At 71.4% G+C, this 17,555-nt stretch carries 24 protein-coding genes; 14 read left to right on the forward strand and 10 right to left on the reverse strand.

What is annotated here, in order from left to right; translation table 11 throughout:
• Positions 1-17 precede the first annotated feature (17 nt).
• The gene (locus QWU11_RS22415; protein ID WP_290116181.1) at positions 18-782 is read left to right on the forward strand and encodes a VOC family protein; all 765 of its coding nucleotides are present in this window, start codon (positions 18-20) and stop codon (positions 780-782) included.
• A gap of 64 nt (positions 783-846) precedes the next feature.
• Positions 847-1,917, forward strand: a complete 1,071-nt coding sequence (locus tag QWU11_RS22420) for a DUF2330 domain-containing protein (protein ID WP_290116183.1) — start codon at positions 847-849, stop codon at positions 1,915-1,917.
• 159 nt (positions 1,918-2,076) lie between these two features.
• Here the strand turns inward: QWU11_RS22420 and QWU11_RS22425 are convergent, their stop codons facing one another.
• Positions 2,077-2,715, reverse strand: a complete 639-nt coding sequence (locus QWU11_RS22425) for an acVLRF1 family peptidyl-tRNA hydrolase (protein ID WP_290116185.1) — start codon at positions 2,713-2,715, stop codon at positions 2,077-2,079.
• Between the two features lie 74 nt (positions 2,716-2,789).
• Between QWU11_RS22425 and QWU11_RS22430 the strand changes: the two genes are divergently transcribed.
• The 12 genes from QWU11_RS22430 (at position 2,790) to QWU11_RS22485 (ending at position 10,660) form a co-directional block, all read left to right on the forward strand.
• Positions 2,790-3,017, forward strand: a complete 228-nt coding sequence (locus QWU11_RS22430; RefSeq protein ID WP_290116186.1) for a hypothetical protein — start codon at positions 2,790-2,792, stop codon at positions 3,015-3,017.
• A 97-nt stretch (positions 3,018-3,114) separates the two neighbouring features.
• Positions 3,115-3,318, forward strand: coding sequence for a hypothetical protein (locus tag QWU11_RS22435; protein ID WP_290116188.1), 204 nt, complete (start codon positions 3,115-3,117; stop codon positions 3,316-3,318).
• A 565-nt stretch (positions 3,319-3,883) separates the two neighbouring features.
• Positions 3,884-4,273: an ABC transporter permease gene (locus QWU11_RS22440; RefSeq protein WP_290116190.1), complete on the forward strand. Its 390-nt coding sequence runs from the start codon at positions 3,884-3,886 to the stop codon at positions 4,271-4,273.
• A gap of 114 nt (positions 4,274-4,387) precedes the next feature.
• Complete coding sequence (locus QWU11_RS22445; protein ID WP_290116191.1) at positions 4,388-5,530, forward strand: EAL domain-containing protein; 1,143 nt, start codon at positions 4,388-4,390, stop codon at positions 5,528-5,530.
• Between the two features lie 45 nt (positions 5,531-5,575).
• On the forward strand, positions 5,576-6,010 hold the full coding sequence (locus tag QWU11_RS22450) for a MarR family transcriptional regulator (protein ID WP_290116193.1): 435 nt from the start codon (positions 5,576-5,578) through the stop codon (positions 6,008-6,010).
• Positions 6,007-7,680, forward strand: coding sequence for an MFS transporter (locus QWU11_RS22455; RefSeq protein WP_290116200.1), 1,674 nt, complete (start codon positions 6,007-6,009; stop codon positions 7,678-7,680). The genes QWU11_RS22450 and QWU11_RS22455 overlap by 4 nt, the downstream gene beginning before the upstream one ends.
• On the forward strand, positions 7,677-8,414 hold the full coding sequence (locus tag QWU11_RS22460) for a dienelactone hydrolase family protein (protein ID WP_290116203.1): 738 nt from the start codon (positions 7,677-7,679) through the stop codon (positions 8,412-8,414). The genes QWU11_RS22455 and QWU11_RS22460 overlap by 4 nt, the downstream gene beginning before the upstream one ends.
• Positions 8,415-8,425: 11 nt before the next feature.
• Positions 8,426-8,716: a DUF6295 family protein gene (locus QWU11_RS22465; protein WP_290116204.1), complete on the forward strand. Its 291-nt coding sequence runs from the start codon at positions 8,426-8,428 to the stop codon at positions 8,714-8,716.
• Positions 8,717-8,845: 129 nt separating this feature from the next.
• Complete coding sequence (locus QWU11_RS22470; protein WP_290116208.1) at positions 8,846-9,253, forward strand: CHASE3 domain-containing protein; 408 nt, start codon at positions 8,846-8,848, stop codon at positions 9,251-9,253.
• Positions 9,250-9,834 (forward strand): hypothetical protein, encoded by a 585-nt coding sequence (locus QWU11_RS22475; RefSeq protein WP_290116210.1) that lies wholly within the window; start codon positions 9,250-9,252, stop codon positions 9,832-9,834. Before QWU11_RS22470 ends, QWU11_RS22475 begins: the two co-directional genes overlap by 4 nt.
• A gap of 37 nt (positions 9,835-9,871) precedes the next feature.
• Positions 9,872-10,063, forward strand: a complete 192-nt coding sequence (locus tag QWU11_RS22480; protein ID WP_290116212.1) for a hypothetical protein — start codon at positions 9,872-9,874, stop codon at positions 10,061-10,063.
• 114 nt (positions 10,064-10,177) lie between these two features.
• The gene (locus QWU11_RS22485; RefSeq protein WP_290116214.1) at positions 10,178-10,660 is read left to right on the forward strand and encodes a hypothetical protein; all 483 of its coding nucleotides are present in this window, start codon (positions 10,178-10,180) and stop codon (positions 10,658-10,660) included.
• Between the two features lie 28 nt (positions 10,661-10,688).
• Here the strand turns inward: QWU11_RS22485 and QWU11_RS22490 are convergent, their stop codons facing one another.
• The 9 genes from QWU11_RS22490 to QWU11_RS22530 all read right to left on the reverse strand — a co-directional run bounded on the left by QWU11_RS22490 (position 10,689) and on the right by QWU11_RS22530 (position 17,539).
• Positions 10,689-10,967 carry a hypothetical protein gene (locus tag QWU11_RS22490; RefSeq protein WP_290116216.1) on the reverse strand — a complete coding sequence of 93 codons (279 nt, stop codon included), beginning with the start codon at positions 10,965-10,967 and terminating at the stop codon, positions 10,689-10,691.
• Between the two features lie 81 nt (positions 10,968-11,048).
• Complete coding sequence (locus QWU11_RS22495; protein ID WP_290116217.1) at positions 11,049-11,369, reverse strand: metal-sulfur cluster assembly factor; 321 nt, start codon at positions 11,367-11,369, stop codon at positions 11,049-11,051.
• Positions 11,370-11,411: 42 nt separating this feature from the next.
• Positions 11,412-11,855, reverse strand: a complete 444-nt coding sequence (sufU, locus tag QWU11_RS22500; protein WP_290116228.1) for a Fe-S cluster assembly sulfur transfer protein SufU — start codon at positions 11,853-11,855, stop codon at positions 11,412-11,414.
• A 34-nt stretch (positions 11,856-11,889) separates the two neighbouring features.
• Complete coding sequence (locus QWU11_RS22505; protein WP_290116358.1) at positions 11,890-13,176, reverse strand: cysteine desulfurase; 1,287 nt, start codon at positions 13,174-13,176, stop codon at positions 11,890-11,892.
• Entirely contained in the window at positions 13,167-13,919 is a 753-nt protein-coding gene (sufC, locus tag QWU11_RS22510) for a Fe-S cluster assembly ATPase SufC (RefSeq protein ID WP_290116231.1), read from the reverse strand. The genes QWU11_RS22505 and sufC overlap by 10 nt, the downstream gene beginning before the upstream one ends.
• Before the next feature lie 5 nt (positions 13,920-13,924).
• The gene (locus QWU11_RS22515) at positions 13,925-14,239 is read right to left on the reverse strand and encodes a non-heme iron oxygenase ferredoxin subunit (protein WP_290116232.1); all 315 of its coding nucleotides are present in this window, start codon (positions 14,237-14,239) and stop codon (positions 13,925-13,927) included.
• Entirely contained in the window at positions 14,236-15,423 is a 1,188-nt protein-coding gene (gene sufD, locus QWU11_RS22520; protein WP_290116236.1) for a Fe-S cluster assembly protein SufD, read from the reverse strand. The genes QWU11_RS22515 and sufD overlap by 4 nt, the downstream gene beginning before the upstream one ends.
• The gene (sufB, locus tag QWU11_RS22525) at positions 15,423-16,835 is read right to left on the reverse strand and encodes a Fe-S cluster assembly protein SufB (RefSeq protein ID WP_290116237.1); all 1,413 of its coding nucleotides are present in this window, start codon (positions 16,833-16,835) and stop codon (positions 15,423-15,425) included. The genes sufD and sufB overlap by 1 nt, the downstream gene beginning before the upstream one ends.
• Complete coding sequence (locus tag QWU11_RS22530) at positions 16,832-17,539, reverse strand: metalloregulator ArsR/SmtB family transcription factor (protein ID WP_290116359.1); 708 nt, start codon at positions 17,537-17,539, stop codon at positions 16,832-16,834. Before QWU11_RS22530 ends, sufB begins: the two co-directional genes overlap by 4 nt.
• Positions 17,540-17,555 lie beyond the last annotated feature (16 nt).

Raw genomic sequence — 17,555 nt, forward strand, 5'->3', positions numbered from 1 at the left:
GCGTGGTAGGACGAGACATGACCAAGCTGACGACCAACCATCCGAGCGGCAGCCCCTGCTGGGTCGACATCGGCGTCCCGGACCTGCGCCAGGCGATCGACTTCTACACGGCGCTGTTCGGCTGGGAGATCAACGAAGGGCCGGCCGAGACCGGCGGCTACTCCATGTGCCTCGTCGACGGCTCCCCGGTCGCGGCCCTGTCCCCCAACCGGGACCCCGACATCGCGACCTACTGGTGGAACGTCTACTTCGCCACCGACGACCCGGACGCCACGGTCAAGTTGATCGGCGACAACGGCGGCACCGTCGTCATGCCGCCGATGGACATCATGGGGCAGGGCCGGATGGCGCTGGCCAAGGACCCGTCCGGCGCGCAGTTCGGGCTCTGGCAGGGGCAGGCGCACACCGGCGCGCACATCGTCGGCGAGCCCGACTCCCTGTGCTGGACGGAGCTGACCACGCCCGACAGCGCCGCCTCGCGCGCCTTCTACGCGACGGTCCTCGAACGCCCGGTGGAGGACATGGGCGTCCCCGGCTTCGACTACGCGACGATCAAGGTCGGCGAGGACGGCGCCGCCGGGATCTGGGGCGTGCCGGGCGAGGCCGCGCGCTGGACGGTCTACTTCGCGGTGGACGACGCCGACGGGGCGGTGGCGCGTGCGACCGCGGCGGGCGGCAGCGTCGTACGCGAGGCACAGGACTCCCCGTACGGCCGGTTCGCTATCGTCGCCGACCCCTTCGGCGCCGCGCTCGCCGTGATGCGGCTGCCCGAGGCGCCCTGAGCCGAGTCCCAACCGTGATCCGCGTCCCGCAACCACCGGGGCGCGGTCTCGCGTCTGACCGGGCATGCGTGACAGACATCTGGCCCGGCTCGTCGTCGTGGCGGCGATGACGCCGGCCTCGCTCACCCTCGTGAGTCCCTCGTGGGCCTGCGCCTGCGGCGCCCTGATCACCAGGACCGACTCCGGCGTCAACGTGGCCGAGGAGACCTCGATCGTCCGCTACGACGGCCGCCAGGAGGAGATCGTCATGCGGCTGTCGGTGCGCTCGCAGGCGCGGGACGCCGCGTGGCTGATGCCGACGCCCGCCCGCGCCCAGGTCACGCTCGGGGAGCGCACGTGGTTCGACCAGCTCGACCGCCTCACCGAGCCCACCGTCGTACGGCACCGGCACTGGCTGCCGCGCCTGGACGGGCGTTCCTCCTCCGGCGCGACGGCGGCGCCCCCTGGGGGCGGGGTCGGCGTGCTGGCCCGGCAGCGGCTCGGCCCGTTCGAGGTGACCACCCTGTCCGCCGGCGACTCACGCGCGCTGGCCACGTGGCTGAGCGCACACGGCTACCGCATGCCCGGCCGGCTGGCGGAGGCGCTGAAGCCGTACGTCGCGCAGCGGTGGACCTACACCGCGATCAAGCTCGCCCCCTCGCAGGGGCGGCTCACCGGTCAGCTCGACCCCCTGCGCATCGCGTTCCCGTCACGCGCGGCGATCTATCCGATCCGGCTGTCCCGGCTGGCCAAGACGCCGCAGTCGGTGCATCTGTACGTGCTCGCGCCGCATCGGGTGCAGGTGTCCGGGCTGTCCGGGTACGGGATGGCGACGACGTTCGCCGGCCGCGTGGCACCGTCGAACGTCGCCTCACCCACGCTGCGCACGATGCTCGGCGGAGGGGCGTTCTTGACCGAGCTGGTGCGCCAGGGCATCCCGCCGTCGGCGTTCACCGGCGACCTGCGGCTCGACTCGACCGCCGACACCCCGTACCGGGAGGTGGAGACGGTGGACGACGGTCTCGTACGGTTCCTGGGCGTACCGGCGTTCCTGTGGTTCACCGCGCTCGGCGTCGTCGTGCTGGCCCTGCTCGTGCTCATCCTGGCGCGAGGAGCCGCACGCGCACGACGCGGAACCTCCGGGACGTCTCCCTGACCACGGCCGATTCGCCGCGCACAAGCGTCACGGTGGTGGCCCTGCTCGTGATCATCCCGGCTCGCCGAGTCGCACGCACGGCGCGGAAGTCCCTGGGAGCCTTCCTGACAACGGCCGATTCGGCGCACGGGCCTCATGGTCCTGGGGCCCTGACCGTGATCATCCCGGCTCGGTGAGCCGCACGCGCACGGCGCGGAAGGTCCGGGGCGTCTCCCTGAGCACGGCCAGCCGGGGGTCGGGCACGGTCAGGAACGGCCCGGTCTCCAGGGCGAAGAGCGCGCCGAGGTGGCGGTCACCGCGCAGCGCGTCGACCGCGCGCCGGTCACCGCCGCACACGAACGCCGCCAGCCCGGCCGCCTGAGGCGCCAGGACCCGCGCGGCGGTGTCGGCGGCGGCGCGCAGCGCCTCGCGCGCCTGCCCGTCCCGCCGCCGGGCGAACCTCTGCTGCGACTGCCCGCCGGCGGCACTACGCCCGTGCACAAGCCGGGCGCCCACCTTCGAGTCGCCGAGACGGTCACCGTCGAAGACACCGCAGGCATAGCCGCCGAGCCGGACGAGGAGCACGCCGACCCGGCGGTCGCGCAGCACGTGACCGATCAGGTCCCCGTCGAGCGGCGGGAAGGGCACATGACACTCGGCGAGCGCCCCGTCTCCGCCGCGCAGGACCACCACGCGCGGGCCGGCCACGGCGGAGAAACCCTCGTGGCGATCGGCGAAGCCATCGAGCCAGCGCCCGAGCCGGTCCGGTGGGACCTCGACCCAGCGCCCTCCCCCGGCCGCGGGCCTCGGCTTCGCCATCCCCGAACCCTAGTAGTGCCCTCCCAGACGACCGGAGCGAGGGGTTGCTGCCACGTACGTGAGGCGAAGGGTCGGTGCCAGGTCGGACGGTGGCCAATCCGGGCGGCGACCGGTACGCGCCGATCGCCAAGGACCGCGCCGAGGTGTGGTCTCCCGCCTGCCACTCACCACCGGCCTGCGCCGTCCCTGAGAAACGGGCCATCGCCGAACGCCTCGGCCGCGACGGGGCCACGGATCTCGTCGCCGGCCTTCTGCGGCGCGATGAGACCGTCCGGCTGCAGGATCTGTCCGGACGAAGGTGAACATCGCCTATCCGGGTGCCCGAGGAGATGCGATCCTGCAGCGGATGAGCGATCCGCCCGACGCGACCGATCCGGGACGTGAGGCCGAAAGCCGAGGATGTCGTCGACCAGGCTCGCGGCCGTGCTGATGTTCGACGGCATCGACACCCCCGCCGACCGCTCCTCCATCGCCTACCGCCGCGCGCCCCGCGGGCTCGGCCTGAGCCTGCGGGTACGGCTGACCTTCACGCCCTGCGTCGCCACCCGCACCCGCTCGTCCCTGGCGCGGGCGCCGGGCTTCACCAGCCCCCGGGCCCCGTAGTGCTCTGTCAGATGGATGGGGTTGATGCCAGGTGGGTGGGGCGAAGGGTTGATGCCAGATGGGACAGTGGCCGATCCAGGCGGCGACCGGTACTCGCGGCTGACGGAGGACCGCGCAGAAGGTACTTCCGCCCCCCGGCCACACCGCATCACTCCCGTCCGCGCCCCGCAAGGACTCCAAAACCCGCACCGCGCCGCCCCGATCTCACCCGCGTCCGCGTCCCACCAGGGTTCCGGGATCCGCACCGCGTCGCTCTCGCCCTCGGCTCCGTCGACACCCTCGCCCCGTCCACACCCGTGCCCGCGTCCGTGCCCGCGTCCGGCGAGGGGCTCCGGGACGCGCATACCTGCCCTGCCCCGTCAGCGCGCCGGATCCTCCCGGCCGGGGCGAGCGCCAGGCCGCCCGCGCCGGGCGGGGTGGCGATCAAGGATCTGGCCGAAGTCGCGCCGTCCGACCGCGCGGCGCCTCACCGCGCACGGCGATCTCGGGGCAGCGCCCTTATCGATGATCTCAATTTCGCCGCGAGCCGGTTTGACTTCTTCGGCCAGGTGGGAGGACTTGTTGCATGTGGATCGCACCCGAACGACGGCGCGCGCACCGGTGGATCGCGCCCGTTTTCGCCGTGGCCGCGGGTGTGGCGGTCGGGGCGGCCGTGGCGCTCCGCGGGCAGACCGAGACCGGTGTCGTGACGGCGGCCGTGCTGCTCGCCTACGGCATACTCCTCGGCGCGCGCGGCAACGAGTCGCAGGGCTCGGAGACCTTCGGCGGTACCGGCGGCCGGGGCGGGGCCCATCAGCGGGCCGCCGCGGTGACCGCCGACGTCCTGGTCGCGGTGATCGTGGCCGCGCTCATCATCCAGGCGCTGCGCGGTGCGGAGATCTGGGTGCTGGCCGGGCTGGCCGCCATCGCCTGTGTGACCTACCTCGTCTCGATCCTCAGCATCAGCTGGTACTGACCGCCAGGCGCGGTGACCGTCGGTGAGCGGGTCAGGGCGGCGAACGCCCGAATTGACAGTGAACACTCCCCGAACAGCGACAATTCGCCCAGGTCGGGGAGCCAGAATCGGTTCGTGACCGAGTTCGCCGCCTACGCGGGCGGTTCGGAGAACGCCTACACACGCCGTGACACCGTTTCGCCGCCGCCCCGCGTCGCCTTCCATCCGATCATCGACCTCGACACCGGCACCGTCGTCGCGGTGAGCGCGCCCACGGGCCGCGACATCGGCCTGGAGTCCGACGTCGACCGGGCGATCCTCGCCGCCCAGGCGACCACGCAGCACGAGACGCCGCTCCCGCTGCACCTCTTCCTGCACGCGCGGACGCTCGCCGACGACCGGAGCACCGACCGTCTCCACCAGACCCTGGCGAGTCTCCGGCGCCGCCCCGGCGGCGTGATCATGTCGGTGAGCGGCCTGTTCGCCGGCATGACGCCGGCGGAGGCCGGCGCGCGGCTCAGCCGGCTGCGCGCGGCGGGCTACCTCATCGGCATCGAGCACGTGGCCGACCTGCCGAGCCGGTTCGTCGCCGAGGTCGCCCCGTCCGTGCTCACGCTGGACCCGGAGCTGGCCCGGCGCGCGGCGGCCGACCCCCGGCGCGCCGCGCTGGTGGAGTCGCTGGTGGCGCTGGGCCGCCGCACCGGCGGCCATGTGCTCGCCCCGGGCGTCCTCGACGACGACCAGCTCCACAAGCTGCGCGGGCTCGGCGTACGGCTCGCCCAGGGACCGCTGCTGACGCCGTCGGGCTGGCGGCCGGGCATGCCCGTGACCGTACGCCTCGGCGCCCGTGAGACCGACCGGCTCGGGCCGCGGGTGACGGAGTTCATGCTGCCCGCCACCGTGATGCCGGACGGCGCCACCGCGGACGAGGTGTTCTCCGCGTTCAACGCCGAGCCGAACACCACCAGCGTCGTTCTCGTCGACACGGCGCAGCGGCCGAAGTACACGGTGGACCGTACGCGGTTCCTGCTCAAGCTCGCCGGAGCGTACGGGCACGCGCTGCACGCGCACAAGCCGGCCCGGCGGCTCGCCGACCCGCCTCGGCTGGTCCCCCGTACGGTGCCCGCGATCGCCGCGCTGCGGGCCGCGGGCGAGGACGCCGTCCGTGTGTACGACGACCTCGTGGTGATCGACGAGGTCGGCCGCTGCATGGGGATCGCGCGGGTGGGCGACCTGATCCGCAGCCTGTCGGAGCTGGAGCGGCGTACCGCCTCCTGAGCGGCAATTTGTACATCTAGCCTTATAAGTCATAGTTTACTAACCGTGGACGACGGTGACATCGAAGCCGCGGCGTTCGACCTCCGCCTGGCGCTCGCGCGAATCGTGCGGCGGCTACGGCAGGCGCACGAACCCGGCGAGCTGACCCTCTCGGAGATCTCGGTGCTGTCGCGCCTGGACCGCGACGGCCCGGCGACGCCGGGCTCGCTCGCCACGGAGGAGCGCGTACGCCCGCAGGCGATGGGCAACACGCTGGCCGCTCTCGAACAGCGCGGCCTCGTGGACCGGATGCCCGACCCCAGCGACGGGCGGCGCGTGTCGATGTCGGCGACCGAGGCCGGGCAGCGGCTGCTGCTCGACCGGCGGTCGGCCAGCACACGCCGGATGACCCGGGCGCTGGCCGAGGGGTTCACGCCCGAGGAGCGGCAGCGCCTGATCGAGACCGTCCCCCTGCTCGACCGGCTCGCGGACAGCCTGTGACCCACGGCGACCGGTACAAGTGGACAGCGCTGTCCAACACCACCCTCGGCGTGCTCATGGCGTCGCTGGACGGTTCCATCGTGATCATCTCGATGCCGGCGATCTTCCGCGGCATCGGGCTGGATCCCCTCTCCCCCTCCAACATCGGCTACCTGCTCTGGATGATCCTGGGCTACCTGCTCGTCGCCGCCGTGCTGGTGGTGGCGCTGGGGCGGCTCGGCGACATGTTCGGCCGGGTCCGGCTCTACAACCTCGGCTTCATGATCTTCAGCGTGGCCTCGCTGGCGCTGTCACTCGTCCCGTTCCGCGGCGGCTCGGGAGCGCTGTGGCTGATCGGCTGGCGCGTGGTCCAGGGGGTCGGCGGCGCCATGCTGACCGCCAACTCCGCGGCCATCCTCACCGACGCCTTCCCGCTGGAACAGCGCGGCATGGCCCTCGGCATCAACCAGATCACCGCGCTCGCCGGGCAGTTCCTCGGCCTGCTGGCGGGCGGCTTGCTCGCCGAGGTGCACTGGCGCGCGGTGTTCTGGGTGAGCGTCCCGATCGGCATCATCGGCACCGTGTGGTCCTACCACAGCCTGCGCGAGGTGGGCACACCGCGTAAGGCCAAGATCGACTGGCTGGGCAACGTGACGTTCGTGGGCGGCGCGATCGCCCTGCTCGCCTCGATCACGTACGGGATCCAGCCGTACGGGGGGCACGCGACGGGCTGGGCGAACCCCTGGGTGTTCGGCGGCGTCATCGGCGGCGTCCTGCTCCTGGTGGCCTTCTGCGTGATCGAGACGCGGGTGGCCGCGCCGATGCTGCGCATGGGGCTGTTCCGGATCCGGGCGTTCGCGGCCGGCAACCTGGCCGCGCTGCTGACCGCGATCGCCCGGGGCGGCATGCAGTTCATGCTGATCATCTGGCTGCAGGGCATCTGGCTGCCGCTGCACGGCTATGACTACGAGCGGACGCCGCTGTGGGCGGGCATCTACATGCTGCCGCTGACCTTCGGTTTCCTGGTGGCCGGCCCGATCTCGGGCTACCTGTCGGACCGGTTCGGCGCCCGCCTGTTCTCCACCGGAGGCCTGACCATCGTCTGCGCCTCGTTCATCGGGCTGATCGCCCTGCCGGTCGACTTCTCCTATCCGCTCTTCGCCGGCCTGCTGTTCGCCAGCGGCTTCGGGCAGGGGATGTTCTCGGCGCCGAACACCTCGGCGGTCATGAGCAGCGTGCCCGCCGACCAGCGCGGCGTGGCCTCCGGGATGCGGGCGACCTTCCAGAACTCCGGCACCGCCCTGTCGATCGGGGTGTTCTTCTCCCTGATGATCGCGGGGCTGGCCTCCTCGCTGCCGCACACGCTGTCGTCCGGCCTGGAGGCCCAGGCGGTGCCCCCGGCGGACGCGGCGCACGTCGCGCAGCTTCCGCCGGTCAGCACGCTGTTCGCGGCGTTCCTGGGCAACAACCCGATCGGCCACCTGCTCGGCTCCAACGGGCTGTTGAACTCCCTACCACCGCATAACCGGCAGACACTCACCGGAAAGGCGTTCTTCCCCCAGCTCGTCTCCGGGCCGTTCCATCATGGCCTGGTACTGGTGTTCACCGCCGCCGCCGTGATGGCGGCGGTCGCCGCGCTGGGCTCGGCCCTGCGCGGCACCCGTTATGTCCATTCTGAGGAGAAATCATGACTGACGCGCTCAGGGCCGAGACCGTCACGATCACGGGCCACGGCGACGACGAGATCGAGGCGTACCTCGCCCGGCCTCTGGACGGCGGCCCGCGTGGTGGCGTCGTGGTCATCCACCACATGCCCGGCTACGACGAGGCGACCAAGGAGATGGTGCGCAAGTTCGCGGCGCACGGCTACGCGGCGCTGTGCCCGAACCTGTACTCCCGCGAGGCGCCCGGGGCCGACCCCGACGACGCCTCGGCGACCGTACGCGCGGCGGGCGGCGTTCCGGACGAGCGGCTCGTCGGCGACGTCGACGGCGCGGCCCGCTACCTGAACGCCCTGGAGGGCGCGAACGGCAGGATCGGCGTGATCGGCCACTGCTCCGGCGGGCGGCAGACGTTCCTGGCGGCGTGCTCGCTCCAGATCGACGCCGCGGTCGACTGCTACGGCGCGTTCGTCGTCAACGAGCCGCCGGAGGGCCGCCCGACGACCATGAAGCCGATCCTGAACCTGGCACCGCAGCTGTCCTGCCCGCTCCTGGGTCTGTTCGGCGCCGACGACGGCTACCCCGGGCCCGAGGAGACCGCCAAGCTCTCCGCCGAGCTCGACCGGCTCGGCAAGGAGCACGAGTTCCACACCTACGAGGGCGCGGGCCACGCGTTCTTCGCCGTCGACCGGCCGGCGTACCGGCCCGAGGCCGCGGTGGACGGCTGGGCGAAGATCTTCGACTTCTTCGGCCGTACGCTCTGAGGCGGGGACCCATGTGCACTTACCAGACCCACAAGATCCGGCTCGACGGCAGCGGCAAGGCGCGTAAGGGCTGGATCAGCCTCAGCGAGGCGATCGTGTACGTCGACCACCCCGTCCACATGCAGCAGGACCACTCGGTCAACATCGACTTCCTCGACCCGGCGCAGGGACCGTCCGCCCGCGTGGCGGTCGAGCTGAGCGAGGAGGCGGCGCTCGCGCTCGCCGACGCGATCCACCGTGCGATCGAGGCCGCGCCCCCCGGGCTGGCCTCGTCCCGCGCGCGGTCGGCCGGCGCCGCCTGACTTTGTCCTGTCCATGCGGTTCAGGTGCGGTGTCCGCACCTGAACCCGGGTAGGCATCCGGGCGTCACAGCCCGGCTTCACGGCCTTGCGAACCCGTCCGCCGGTCGGCCGGGAGCTGGGGTGCGGCGCATGCGGACCTTCGGGCGTACGCCGTGCCGGCTCCTCGCGGCGTGCTTCCTGTCGTTGCTCGCCGGCTGCGCCGTCGCCTTCGCGGTGAGCGAGCGGCCGGCCCGCCGCGACTCCGCCGAGGTGCTCCTCGCGGCGAACCGGCTCGAACGGCTCGTGGTCGACCTCGACCGCGGCGAGCTCGGCTACGTCGCCACCGGCGACGACCGCGCCCTCGGCCTCTGGCGCACCGCACGGGCGGCGTTCTTCACCGAGGCGGTGCGGCTCCAGCGGCTCGCCGCGGAGAACGACCCGAGCAGGGACGGCGGGCCCGCGCGATCGTACGCTCGGCGACGTCGTACCTCCACGAGCACGCGGAGCCGCTCCTGCGGACGGCCCGGCGCGACCGCTCCGCCGCCCAGGCGGAGGTGACCCGGCAGGAGGGGACCCGCCGGATCGGGGAGATGCGGCACGCGTTCGACCGCTTCGCCGACGTCCAGCACCGGCTGGTGCTCGCGCACGAGCGGGACGCCCTGCCCGCCCTGCCCGCCCTGCCCGCCCTGCCCGCCCTGCCCGCCCTGCCCGCCCTGCGCCGGACGCTCGCCACGGCGGCGGGCGCCTCGGGGTCACTGCTGCTGGTCTTCCTGCTCATCGGATACGTACGGCGCGAGGCCGGGGCGCGGACGCCCACGCCGGAGACGCGGCCGCGCGGCGACGCGCTCCGGCGGGTCGCGACGCTCGTCGCCCGCGACAGCGCGCCCGCCGCGGTGTGGGACGTGAGCGCGGCCGAGATGGGCCGCGCGCTCGGCGCCGGATGCGCGGTGATCGCCCGGTACGACCGCGACGACGTCGCGACCGTGGTCGCGCACTGGAGCGCCCCGGGTCCGCCGCGGATCGCTCCGCCGCCCGGCGGGCGGTGGCCGGTCGAGGACGGGACCGTCATGGACGTGGTCCGCCGGACCGGACAGCGGCCCTGCGGAACGCGGCGGAGCACGCCCACGCGCCCTCGGTGAGGCTCACGGTCGAGCCGGGCGTCCCGCACGCCTGTCGGTGCGCGACGACGGCATCGGCGGCGCGCGGCCCTTCCCCGGCTCGGCGCTGAGCACGCTGCGGGACCGCGTCGAGGCGCTCGGCGGGGTGCTCGAGATCGACAGCCCGCCGGGGGTCGGCACCTCGCTGCGCGTGACGATTCCGGCCGGGACGGAGCGGATGAGCGCCGGCCGGCGTACCGCGAGCCGATAGACCCAATATGGTCAGTATTTTAGGGATTTATGCCACCCCCAGGGAGTGCGCCGGTGCCGCTCCGCGCGGCATGATTGCACGGTGCGGAACCCACCCCTGGATCACTCTCTTGCGGTGTGGATATGGCCCCGCGCGCTGCCGCTGGGAGAGATCTTCGGGGCCGACTGGGACCTCGGCGACACCCGCGCGCGATTCCTGACGCTCACCGGCCAGTGGCACTCCCGCCATCCGAGCCCGGCCGCGGTCAACGGCCACGCCGTCGGGCTGCAGCCCGGCCAGTGGATGTGGCACCCGCCCGGGCACTCGATCTACGCCTGCCACACGTACGAGATGCCGGAGGAGGACTGGCTGGAGGTCACGATCCGGATGGAGATCGCGGACTACTCCCCCGGCCACTGCCGGATCAGCGCGACCCTGGCGGTGGCCTGCCGGTGCGAGAGCGGCCACGGCCAGCACACGATCGTGGAGACGAGCTGGCGCTCCGGCGGCCCGGCCGCGACGCTGGACGCGCTCACAACGGTGCTGCGCTCGACGGACCAGTGGCTGGCCGGCTCCCGCCGCCCCGACTGGTGGCGCCGCCAGGCCGGCCTCACCTGAGGGCTGTGCCCGCAGGCGACCGATGGCGTCAGCGGAGGGTCTCGACGCGGGACCTCGCGCGGGTGCCCAGGTCCTGAAGCTCCTGGACGACCCGGACGCTGGTGACGCCCAGGCATCGCGACCGGCTCGCGAACGCGACGATCACCGCTCTGCTACTGAAGGGCCCGGGGCCGGTCTCGGGCCGGTGGCGGTGCGGCGCCTCGGCGGTGGAGCCGGCCGGGCGGATTCCGGCGGGAAAGACGCCGGCTCCACGCTGCGCGAGCCGAAGACGCTCATGGCCTCCGGCCCCGAGCTCGGCCGAGCGCATCGCCGTGGCTCACGCGGCCCGCTCCCGCTGAGACGCGAACGGCCCCGGCCCTGGGCAGGGTCGGGACCGTGTTCGGACTGATCAGACGTTGAAGCCGAGGGCGCGCAGCTGCTCGCGGCCGTCCTCGGTGATCTTGTCCGGGCCCCACGGCGGCAGCCAGACCCAGTTGATCGTGACCTTCTCGGCCAGGCCCTCCAGGGCGCTGTTCGTCTGGTCCTCGATGACGTCGGTCAGCGGGCAGGCGGCGCTCGTGAGGGTCATGTCCAGCGTGATGGTGTGGTCGTCGCCGATGTTGACGCCGTACACCAGCCCGAGGTCGACAACGTTGATGCCGAGTTCGGGGTCGACCACGTCGCGCATGGCCTCGAGGACCTCGTCCTCAGCGATCTTCGTCTCGGACATGAGTCCTCCTTCGTCGGGTGGTCGACCGGGCGCCGTGCTCGCTCACGCCTGGGCCTCCATGGCTTTCGCGGTCGCGTCCTTCCACGCCATCCAGGCGAGCAGGGCGCACTTGATGCGTGCGGGGTACTTGGACACACCGGTGAAGGCCACGGCGTCCTCCAGGATGTCCTCGTCCGGGTCGAGTTTGCCCTTCGACTGCATGAGCTTCAGGAACTCGTCCCCGGTGTTCATGGCCTCCTTGACCGGCCGGCCGATGATCAGATCGGCCATCACCGAGGCGCTGGCCTGGCTGATCGAGCAGCCGAGCGCGTCATAGGAGACGTCGGCCACGTCGTCCCCGTCAAGCCGGACACGTAGGGTCACCTCGTCGCCGCAGGTCGGATTGACGTGATGCACCTCGGCGTCGTAGGGGTCCCGGAGACCCTTGTGGTGCGGGTTCCGGTAGTGATCCAGGATGATCTCCTGGTACATCGACTCGAGCTGCATTCCCTTTCCTTCCTACGGCCGACTCAGGTCAACGTCAGGCCGTGCCGAAGAATTTCTGTGTCTGCCGCAATCCGTCCGCCAGAGCGTCGATCTCCGCGCGCGTGTTGTAGAAGTACAGCGACGCGCGGGTGCTGGCGTTGATGCCGAACCTGCGGTGCAGCGGCCGCGCGCAGTGGTGACCGGCGCGTACGGCCACGCCGTGCGCGTCGAGGACCTGGCTCACGTCGTGCGGGTGGATCTCGCGTCCGTCCAGGCCGTTGAGCGTGAACGACAGGGATCCGCCGCGGTCTTCTGCCTCCTGCGGGCCGAGGAGCCGCAGGCCCTCGATCTCCCGGAGCTGGGAGAGCGCGTAGTCGAGCAGCTCGTGCTCGTACGCGTGGATGTCCTCGATGCCGACGTCCCGGAGGTAGTCGATCGCGGCGGACAGCCCGGCCGCCTCGGCGATCGGCATCGTGCCGGCCTCGAACTTGTGCGGCGGCGGGGCGAACGTCGAACGTTCCATCGCCACGGTCTCGATCATCTCGCCGCCGCCGAGGAACGGCGGGAGCGCGTCGAGCAGCTCGCGGCGTCCCCACAGCACGCCGATGCCCGTCGGGCCGCACAGCTTGTGCGCGGTGAACCCGTAGAAGTCGGCGCCCAGGTCCTGAACGTTCACCGGCATCTGCGGCACGGCCTGCGCGCCGTCGACCAGCACGAGCGCGCCGGCCGCGTGGGCCTTGGCGGCGATCTCGCGGACCGGGTTGACGGTGCCGAGGACGTTGGACTGATGGGTCAGCGCGACGATCTTCGTACGCTCGTTGATGAGCTCGTCGATGTTCGACAGGTCCAGCCGGCCCTCGTCGGTCACGCCGAACCAGCGGAGCGTCGCGCCGGTGCGCTGCGCCAGCAGCTGCCACGGCACGATGTTGGAGTGGTGCTCCATCTCCGTGATGACGATCTCGTCGCCGGGGCCGACGCGGAAGCGCTCGGCCTCCGGACCGGAGGTGGCGGCGTTGCCCAGGGCGTACGCCACGAGGTTGATGCCCTCGGAGATGTTCTTGGTGAAGATCACCTCGGACTCGTCCGGGGTGCCGATGAAGTCGGCGACCTTGAGGCGCGCGCCCTCGTACGCCTCGGTCGCCTCCTCCCCGAGCTGGTGCGTCGCCCGGTGGATGTTGGCGTTGTGCCGGGAGTAGAACTCCTCGATCGCGTCGATCACCTGGAGCGGTTTCTGCGAGGTGTTGGCGCTGTCGAGGTACACCAGAGGACGCCCGTCGCGGACCGTACGGGTCAGGATCGGGAAGTCCTTGCGGATCTGTCCGACGTCGATGCTCACCCGGATGCGCCCGCCTTCGTGAACTTCTCGTAGCCCTCGCTCTCGAGCAGGTCGGCGAGCTCGGAGCCGCCCTGCTCGACGATGCGCCCGGCCGAGAAGACGTGCACGAAGTCGGGCTTCACGTAGCGCAGGATCCGCGTGTAGTGCGTGATCAGCAGGACGCCGGTCTCGCCGGCCTCGCGGAAGCGGTTGACGCCCTCGGAGACGACCTTGAGCGCGTCGATGTCGAGGCCGGAGTCGGTCTCGTCCAGGACGGCGACCTTCGGCTTGAGCATCTCGAGCTGGAGGATCTCGTGGCGCTTCTTCTCGCCGCCGGAGAAGCCCTCGTTCAGGTTGCGCTGGGCGAACGCCGGGTCGATCTGCAGGTCCGCCATCGCCCCGCGCATCTCCTTGGCGAAGTCGCGCAGCTTCGGCGCCTCGCCGCGCACGGCGGTGACCGCGGTGCGCAGGAAGTTCGACACCGACACTCCGGGGACCTCCACGGGGTACTGCATGGCGAGGAACAGACCGGCGCGGGCGCGTTCGTCCACCGTCATGTCCAGCACGCTCTCGCCGTCCAGCAGCACCTCGCCGCTCGTGACGTCGTACTTCGGGTGACCCGCGACGGCGTAGGCCAGCGTCGACTTGCCAGAGCCGTTCGGCCCCATGAGCGCGTGGGTCTCCCCCGCGCGCACGGTCAGGTCGACGCCGCGCAGGATCTCCTTGTCCTCGACGGCGACGTGCAGGTCGCGAATCTCAAGCGTGGCCATATATCTCAGGACTCCTTGAGCGACACGTAGACGTCGTCGCCCTCGATCTTCACTCGGTATGTGGGAACCGGCTGCGTGGCCGGAGGGTTGGTGGGCTTGCCGGTGCGCAGGTCGAAGCACGAACCGTGCAGCCAGCACTCGATCGTGTTGTCGTAGACCTCGCCCTCGCTGAGCGCGACCTCGGCGTGGGAGCAGACGTCGCGCAGGGCGTAGAGGTCCCCGCCCACGCGTACGACCGCCACCGGCGTGTCCTCGATCTCCACCGCCAGCGCGCCTTCGGCGGGCAGATCGGCGAGCGCACAGACCTTCACGAAGCTCATCGGTCGAGCTCCGGCTCGATGGTCGCTCTCGTCTCCTCGCCCGCTCCGCGGTCGAGCTCCTGGTCGATCGCCGCACGCACCTGCTCCTGCAGCTCGGGCAGGTCGATCTTGTCGACGAGCTGGCCGAGGAAGCCGCGGACGACCATGCGCCGGGCGACGTCGTACGGGATGCCGCGGGCCTGGAGGTAGAACAGGTGCTGGTCGTCGAGCCGGCCGGACGCCGAGGCGTGACCCGCGCCGGCGACCTCACCGGTGAGGATCTCCAGGTTCGGCACCGAGTCGACGCGCGTGCCGTCGGTCAGCACGAGGTTGCGGTTCAGCTCGTACGTGTCGGTGCCCTCGGCCTCGGCGCGGATGATCACATCGCCGATCCAGACGGCGTGGGCGCCCTCGTCCTGCAGCGCGCCGCGGTAGTCGACGCGGCTGCGGCAGGACGGCTGGGTGTGGTCGACCAGCAGCCGGTGCTCCAGGTGCTGGTCGGCGTCCACGAAGTACAGGCCGTACAGCTCGGCATCGCCGCCCGGGGCGTCGTAGGACACCGAGGGGGCGATGCGCACGACGCTGCCGCCGAGGCTGACCGTGAAGCTCTTGAACTTCGCGTCGCGGCCGAGCCGGGCGTGCTGGTGGGACAGGTGGACGGCGTCCGGCGCCCAGTTCTGCAGGCTGAAGACCGACAGGGACGCGCTGTCGCCGACCACGAACTCGACGTTGTCCGCGTACGTCGCCGACCCCGCGTGGTCGAGGACCACGGTGGCCTGGGCGAACGGCTCGAGGATGATCGTCGTGTGGCCGTACGCCACCCCGCCCTCGCCGCGCAGCGACACCACGGTCGGCGTCGAGGCGACGGCCTCCTTCGGGACCGTGATGACGGTCGCCTGCTCGAAGGAGGCGTACGCCTGCGCGCTGACCCGGTCGGCCGGGACGTAGGCGCGGCCGACGCGCTCGTCCGTACGGGCGACGGTCTCGACGATGGCCTCCGGCGCGGCGTCCACGCCGACGACCACCTTGCCGTCGGCCTCGGCGCCCTTGTGCAGGTCGCGGAGACGGCGCAGCGGGGTGAACCGCCACTCCTCCTCGCGCCCCGTCGGCACCGGGAAGTCGGCCACGTCGTAGGACGCGCGCTCGTGAAGGGTGCCGCTGGGACGCTCAGAGGCGGCGCTCCGCGACTTGGTGGGAGAAGCCATCAGCCGACGGCTCCTTCCATCTGCAGCTCGATGAGGCGGTTGAGCTCGAGGGCGTACTCCATCGGCAGTTCGCGCGCGATCGGCTCGACGAAGCCGCGCACGATCATCGCCATCGCCTCGTCCTCGGTCAGGCCGCGGCTCATGAGGTAGAAGAGCTGGTTCTCCGAGACCTTGGAGACGGTCGCCTCGTGGCCCATCTCGACGTCGTCCTCGCGGACGTCGACGTAGGGATAGGTGTCGGAGCGGCTGATCTGGTCGACCAGCAGCGCGTCGCACTTGACCGTGGACTTGGAGTGCTCGGCGCCCTCCTGGACCTGGACCAGGCCGCGGTAGCTCGTACGGCCACCGCCGCGCGCCACCGACTTGGAGATGATCGTCGAGGAGGTGTTGGGCGCCGCGTGCACCATCTTGGCGCCGGCGTCCTGGTGCTGGCCCTCGCCCGCGAAGGCGATGGACAGCGTCTCACCCTTGGCGTGCTCGCCCATGAGATAGATCGCGGGGTACTTCATCGTGACCTTGGAGCCGATGTTGCCGTCGACCCACTCCATCGTGCCGCCCTCGTAGCAGACGGCGCGCTTGGTCACGAGGTTGTAGACGTTGTTCGACCAGTTCTGGATGGTCGTGTAGCGGCAGCGCGCGTCCTTCTTCACGACGATCTCCACGACCGCGGAGTGCAGCGAGTCGGACTTGTAGATCGGCGCGGTGCAACCCTCGACGTAGTGCACGTACGCACCCTCGTCGACGATGATCAGCGTCCGCTCGAACTGGCCCATGTTCTCGGTGTTGATCCGGAAGTAGGCCTGCAGCGGGATCTCGACGTTGACGCCCGGCGGCACGTAGATGAACGAGCCACCCGACCAGACCGCGGAGTTGAGCGAGGCGAACTTGTTGTCGCCGACCGGGATCACCGACCCGAAGTACTCCTGGAAGATCTCCGGGTGCTCGCGCAGGCCGGTGTCGGTGTCGAGGAAGAGAACGCCCTGCTGCTCCAGGTCCTCGCGGATCTGGTGGTAGACGACCTCGGACTCGTACTGGGCCGCCACGCCGGCGATCAGGCGCTGCTTCTCCGCCTCGGGGATGCCGAGCTTGTCGTAGGTGTTCTTGATGTCGGCCGGGAGCTCGTCCCAGGTCGCGGCCTGCTTCTCCGTCGACCGGACGAAGTACTTGATGTTCTCGAAGTCGATCCCGGTGAGGTCCGCGCCCCACGTCGGCATCGGCTTCTTGCCGAACAGGCGCAGGCCCTTCAGGCGAAGGTCGAGCATCCATTCGGGCTCGTTCTTCTTCGCCGAGATGTCGCGGACGACCTCTTCGGACAACCCGCGACGGGCCGACGCTCCGGCCACGTCGGAATCGGCCCAGCCGAACTTGTATTTTCCGAGCCCTTCGAGCTCAGGGTGGGCTGCCGTAGTCATACCGAGGCGCCTCCGGACTCCTGCTTGTCGTCAGAATTCTTCTGGGTCAGCTCACGTGAGGTCACGTGAGTCGTGCAAACTCCGTCGCCGTGGGCGATGGTGGCCAGCCGCTGCACCGGGACGTCGAGCAGCCGCGCGAACGCGGCGGTCTCGGCCTCGCAGAGCTGCGGGAACCTGGCCGCGACGTGCGCGACCGGGCAGTGGTGCTGGCACAACTGCTGCCCACCGGCCGGAGCGGTGCTGGACGAGGCGGCGTAGCCGTCCGCGGACAGCGCCTCCGCCAGGGCGTGCACCCGCTGGTGCGGGGGCACGGCCCGCATCGCCGCACCATAACGCGCCTCGAGGTCGCCGAGCTGGCGACGGGAGAACTCCGCGACGGCCTCGTCTCCGAGGCGCTCGGCGAGGAATCGCAGGGCGCTGGTGGCGAGGTCGTCGTAGGCGTGCTCGAACGCGCTCCGGCCGGCGTCGGTGATGACGAACAGCTTGGCCGGGCGGCCGCGCCCACGCGAGGCGTGCGGGCGGCTCCGGCGCACCTCGATCATCTCCTCGGTGAGAAGGTGATCAAGGTGGCGGCGTACGGCGGCGGGCGTAAGCCCGAGCCGCTGTCCGAGCGCCGAGGCGCTGATGGGACCATGTTCGAGGATCAGGCGTGCCACCCGGGCGCGTGTCGTGCGCTCGGCATGGCTCGGACCGAACGCGGGCACGCCGGCGGAGGCCGGC

Source organism: Actinomadura sp. DC4, from assembly GCF_030406325.1.
Taxonomy (GTDB): Bacteria; Actinomycetota; Actinomycetes; order Streptosporangiales; family Streptosporangiaceae; genus Actinoallomurus.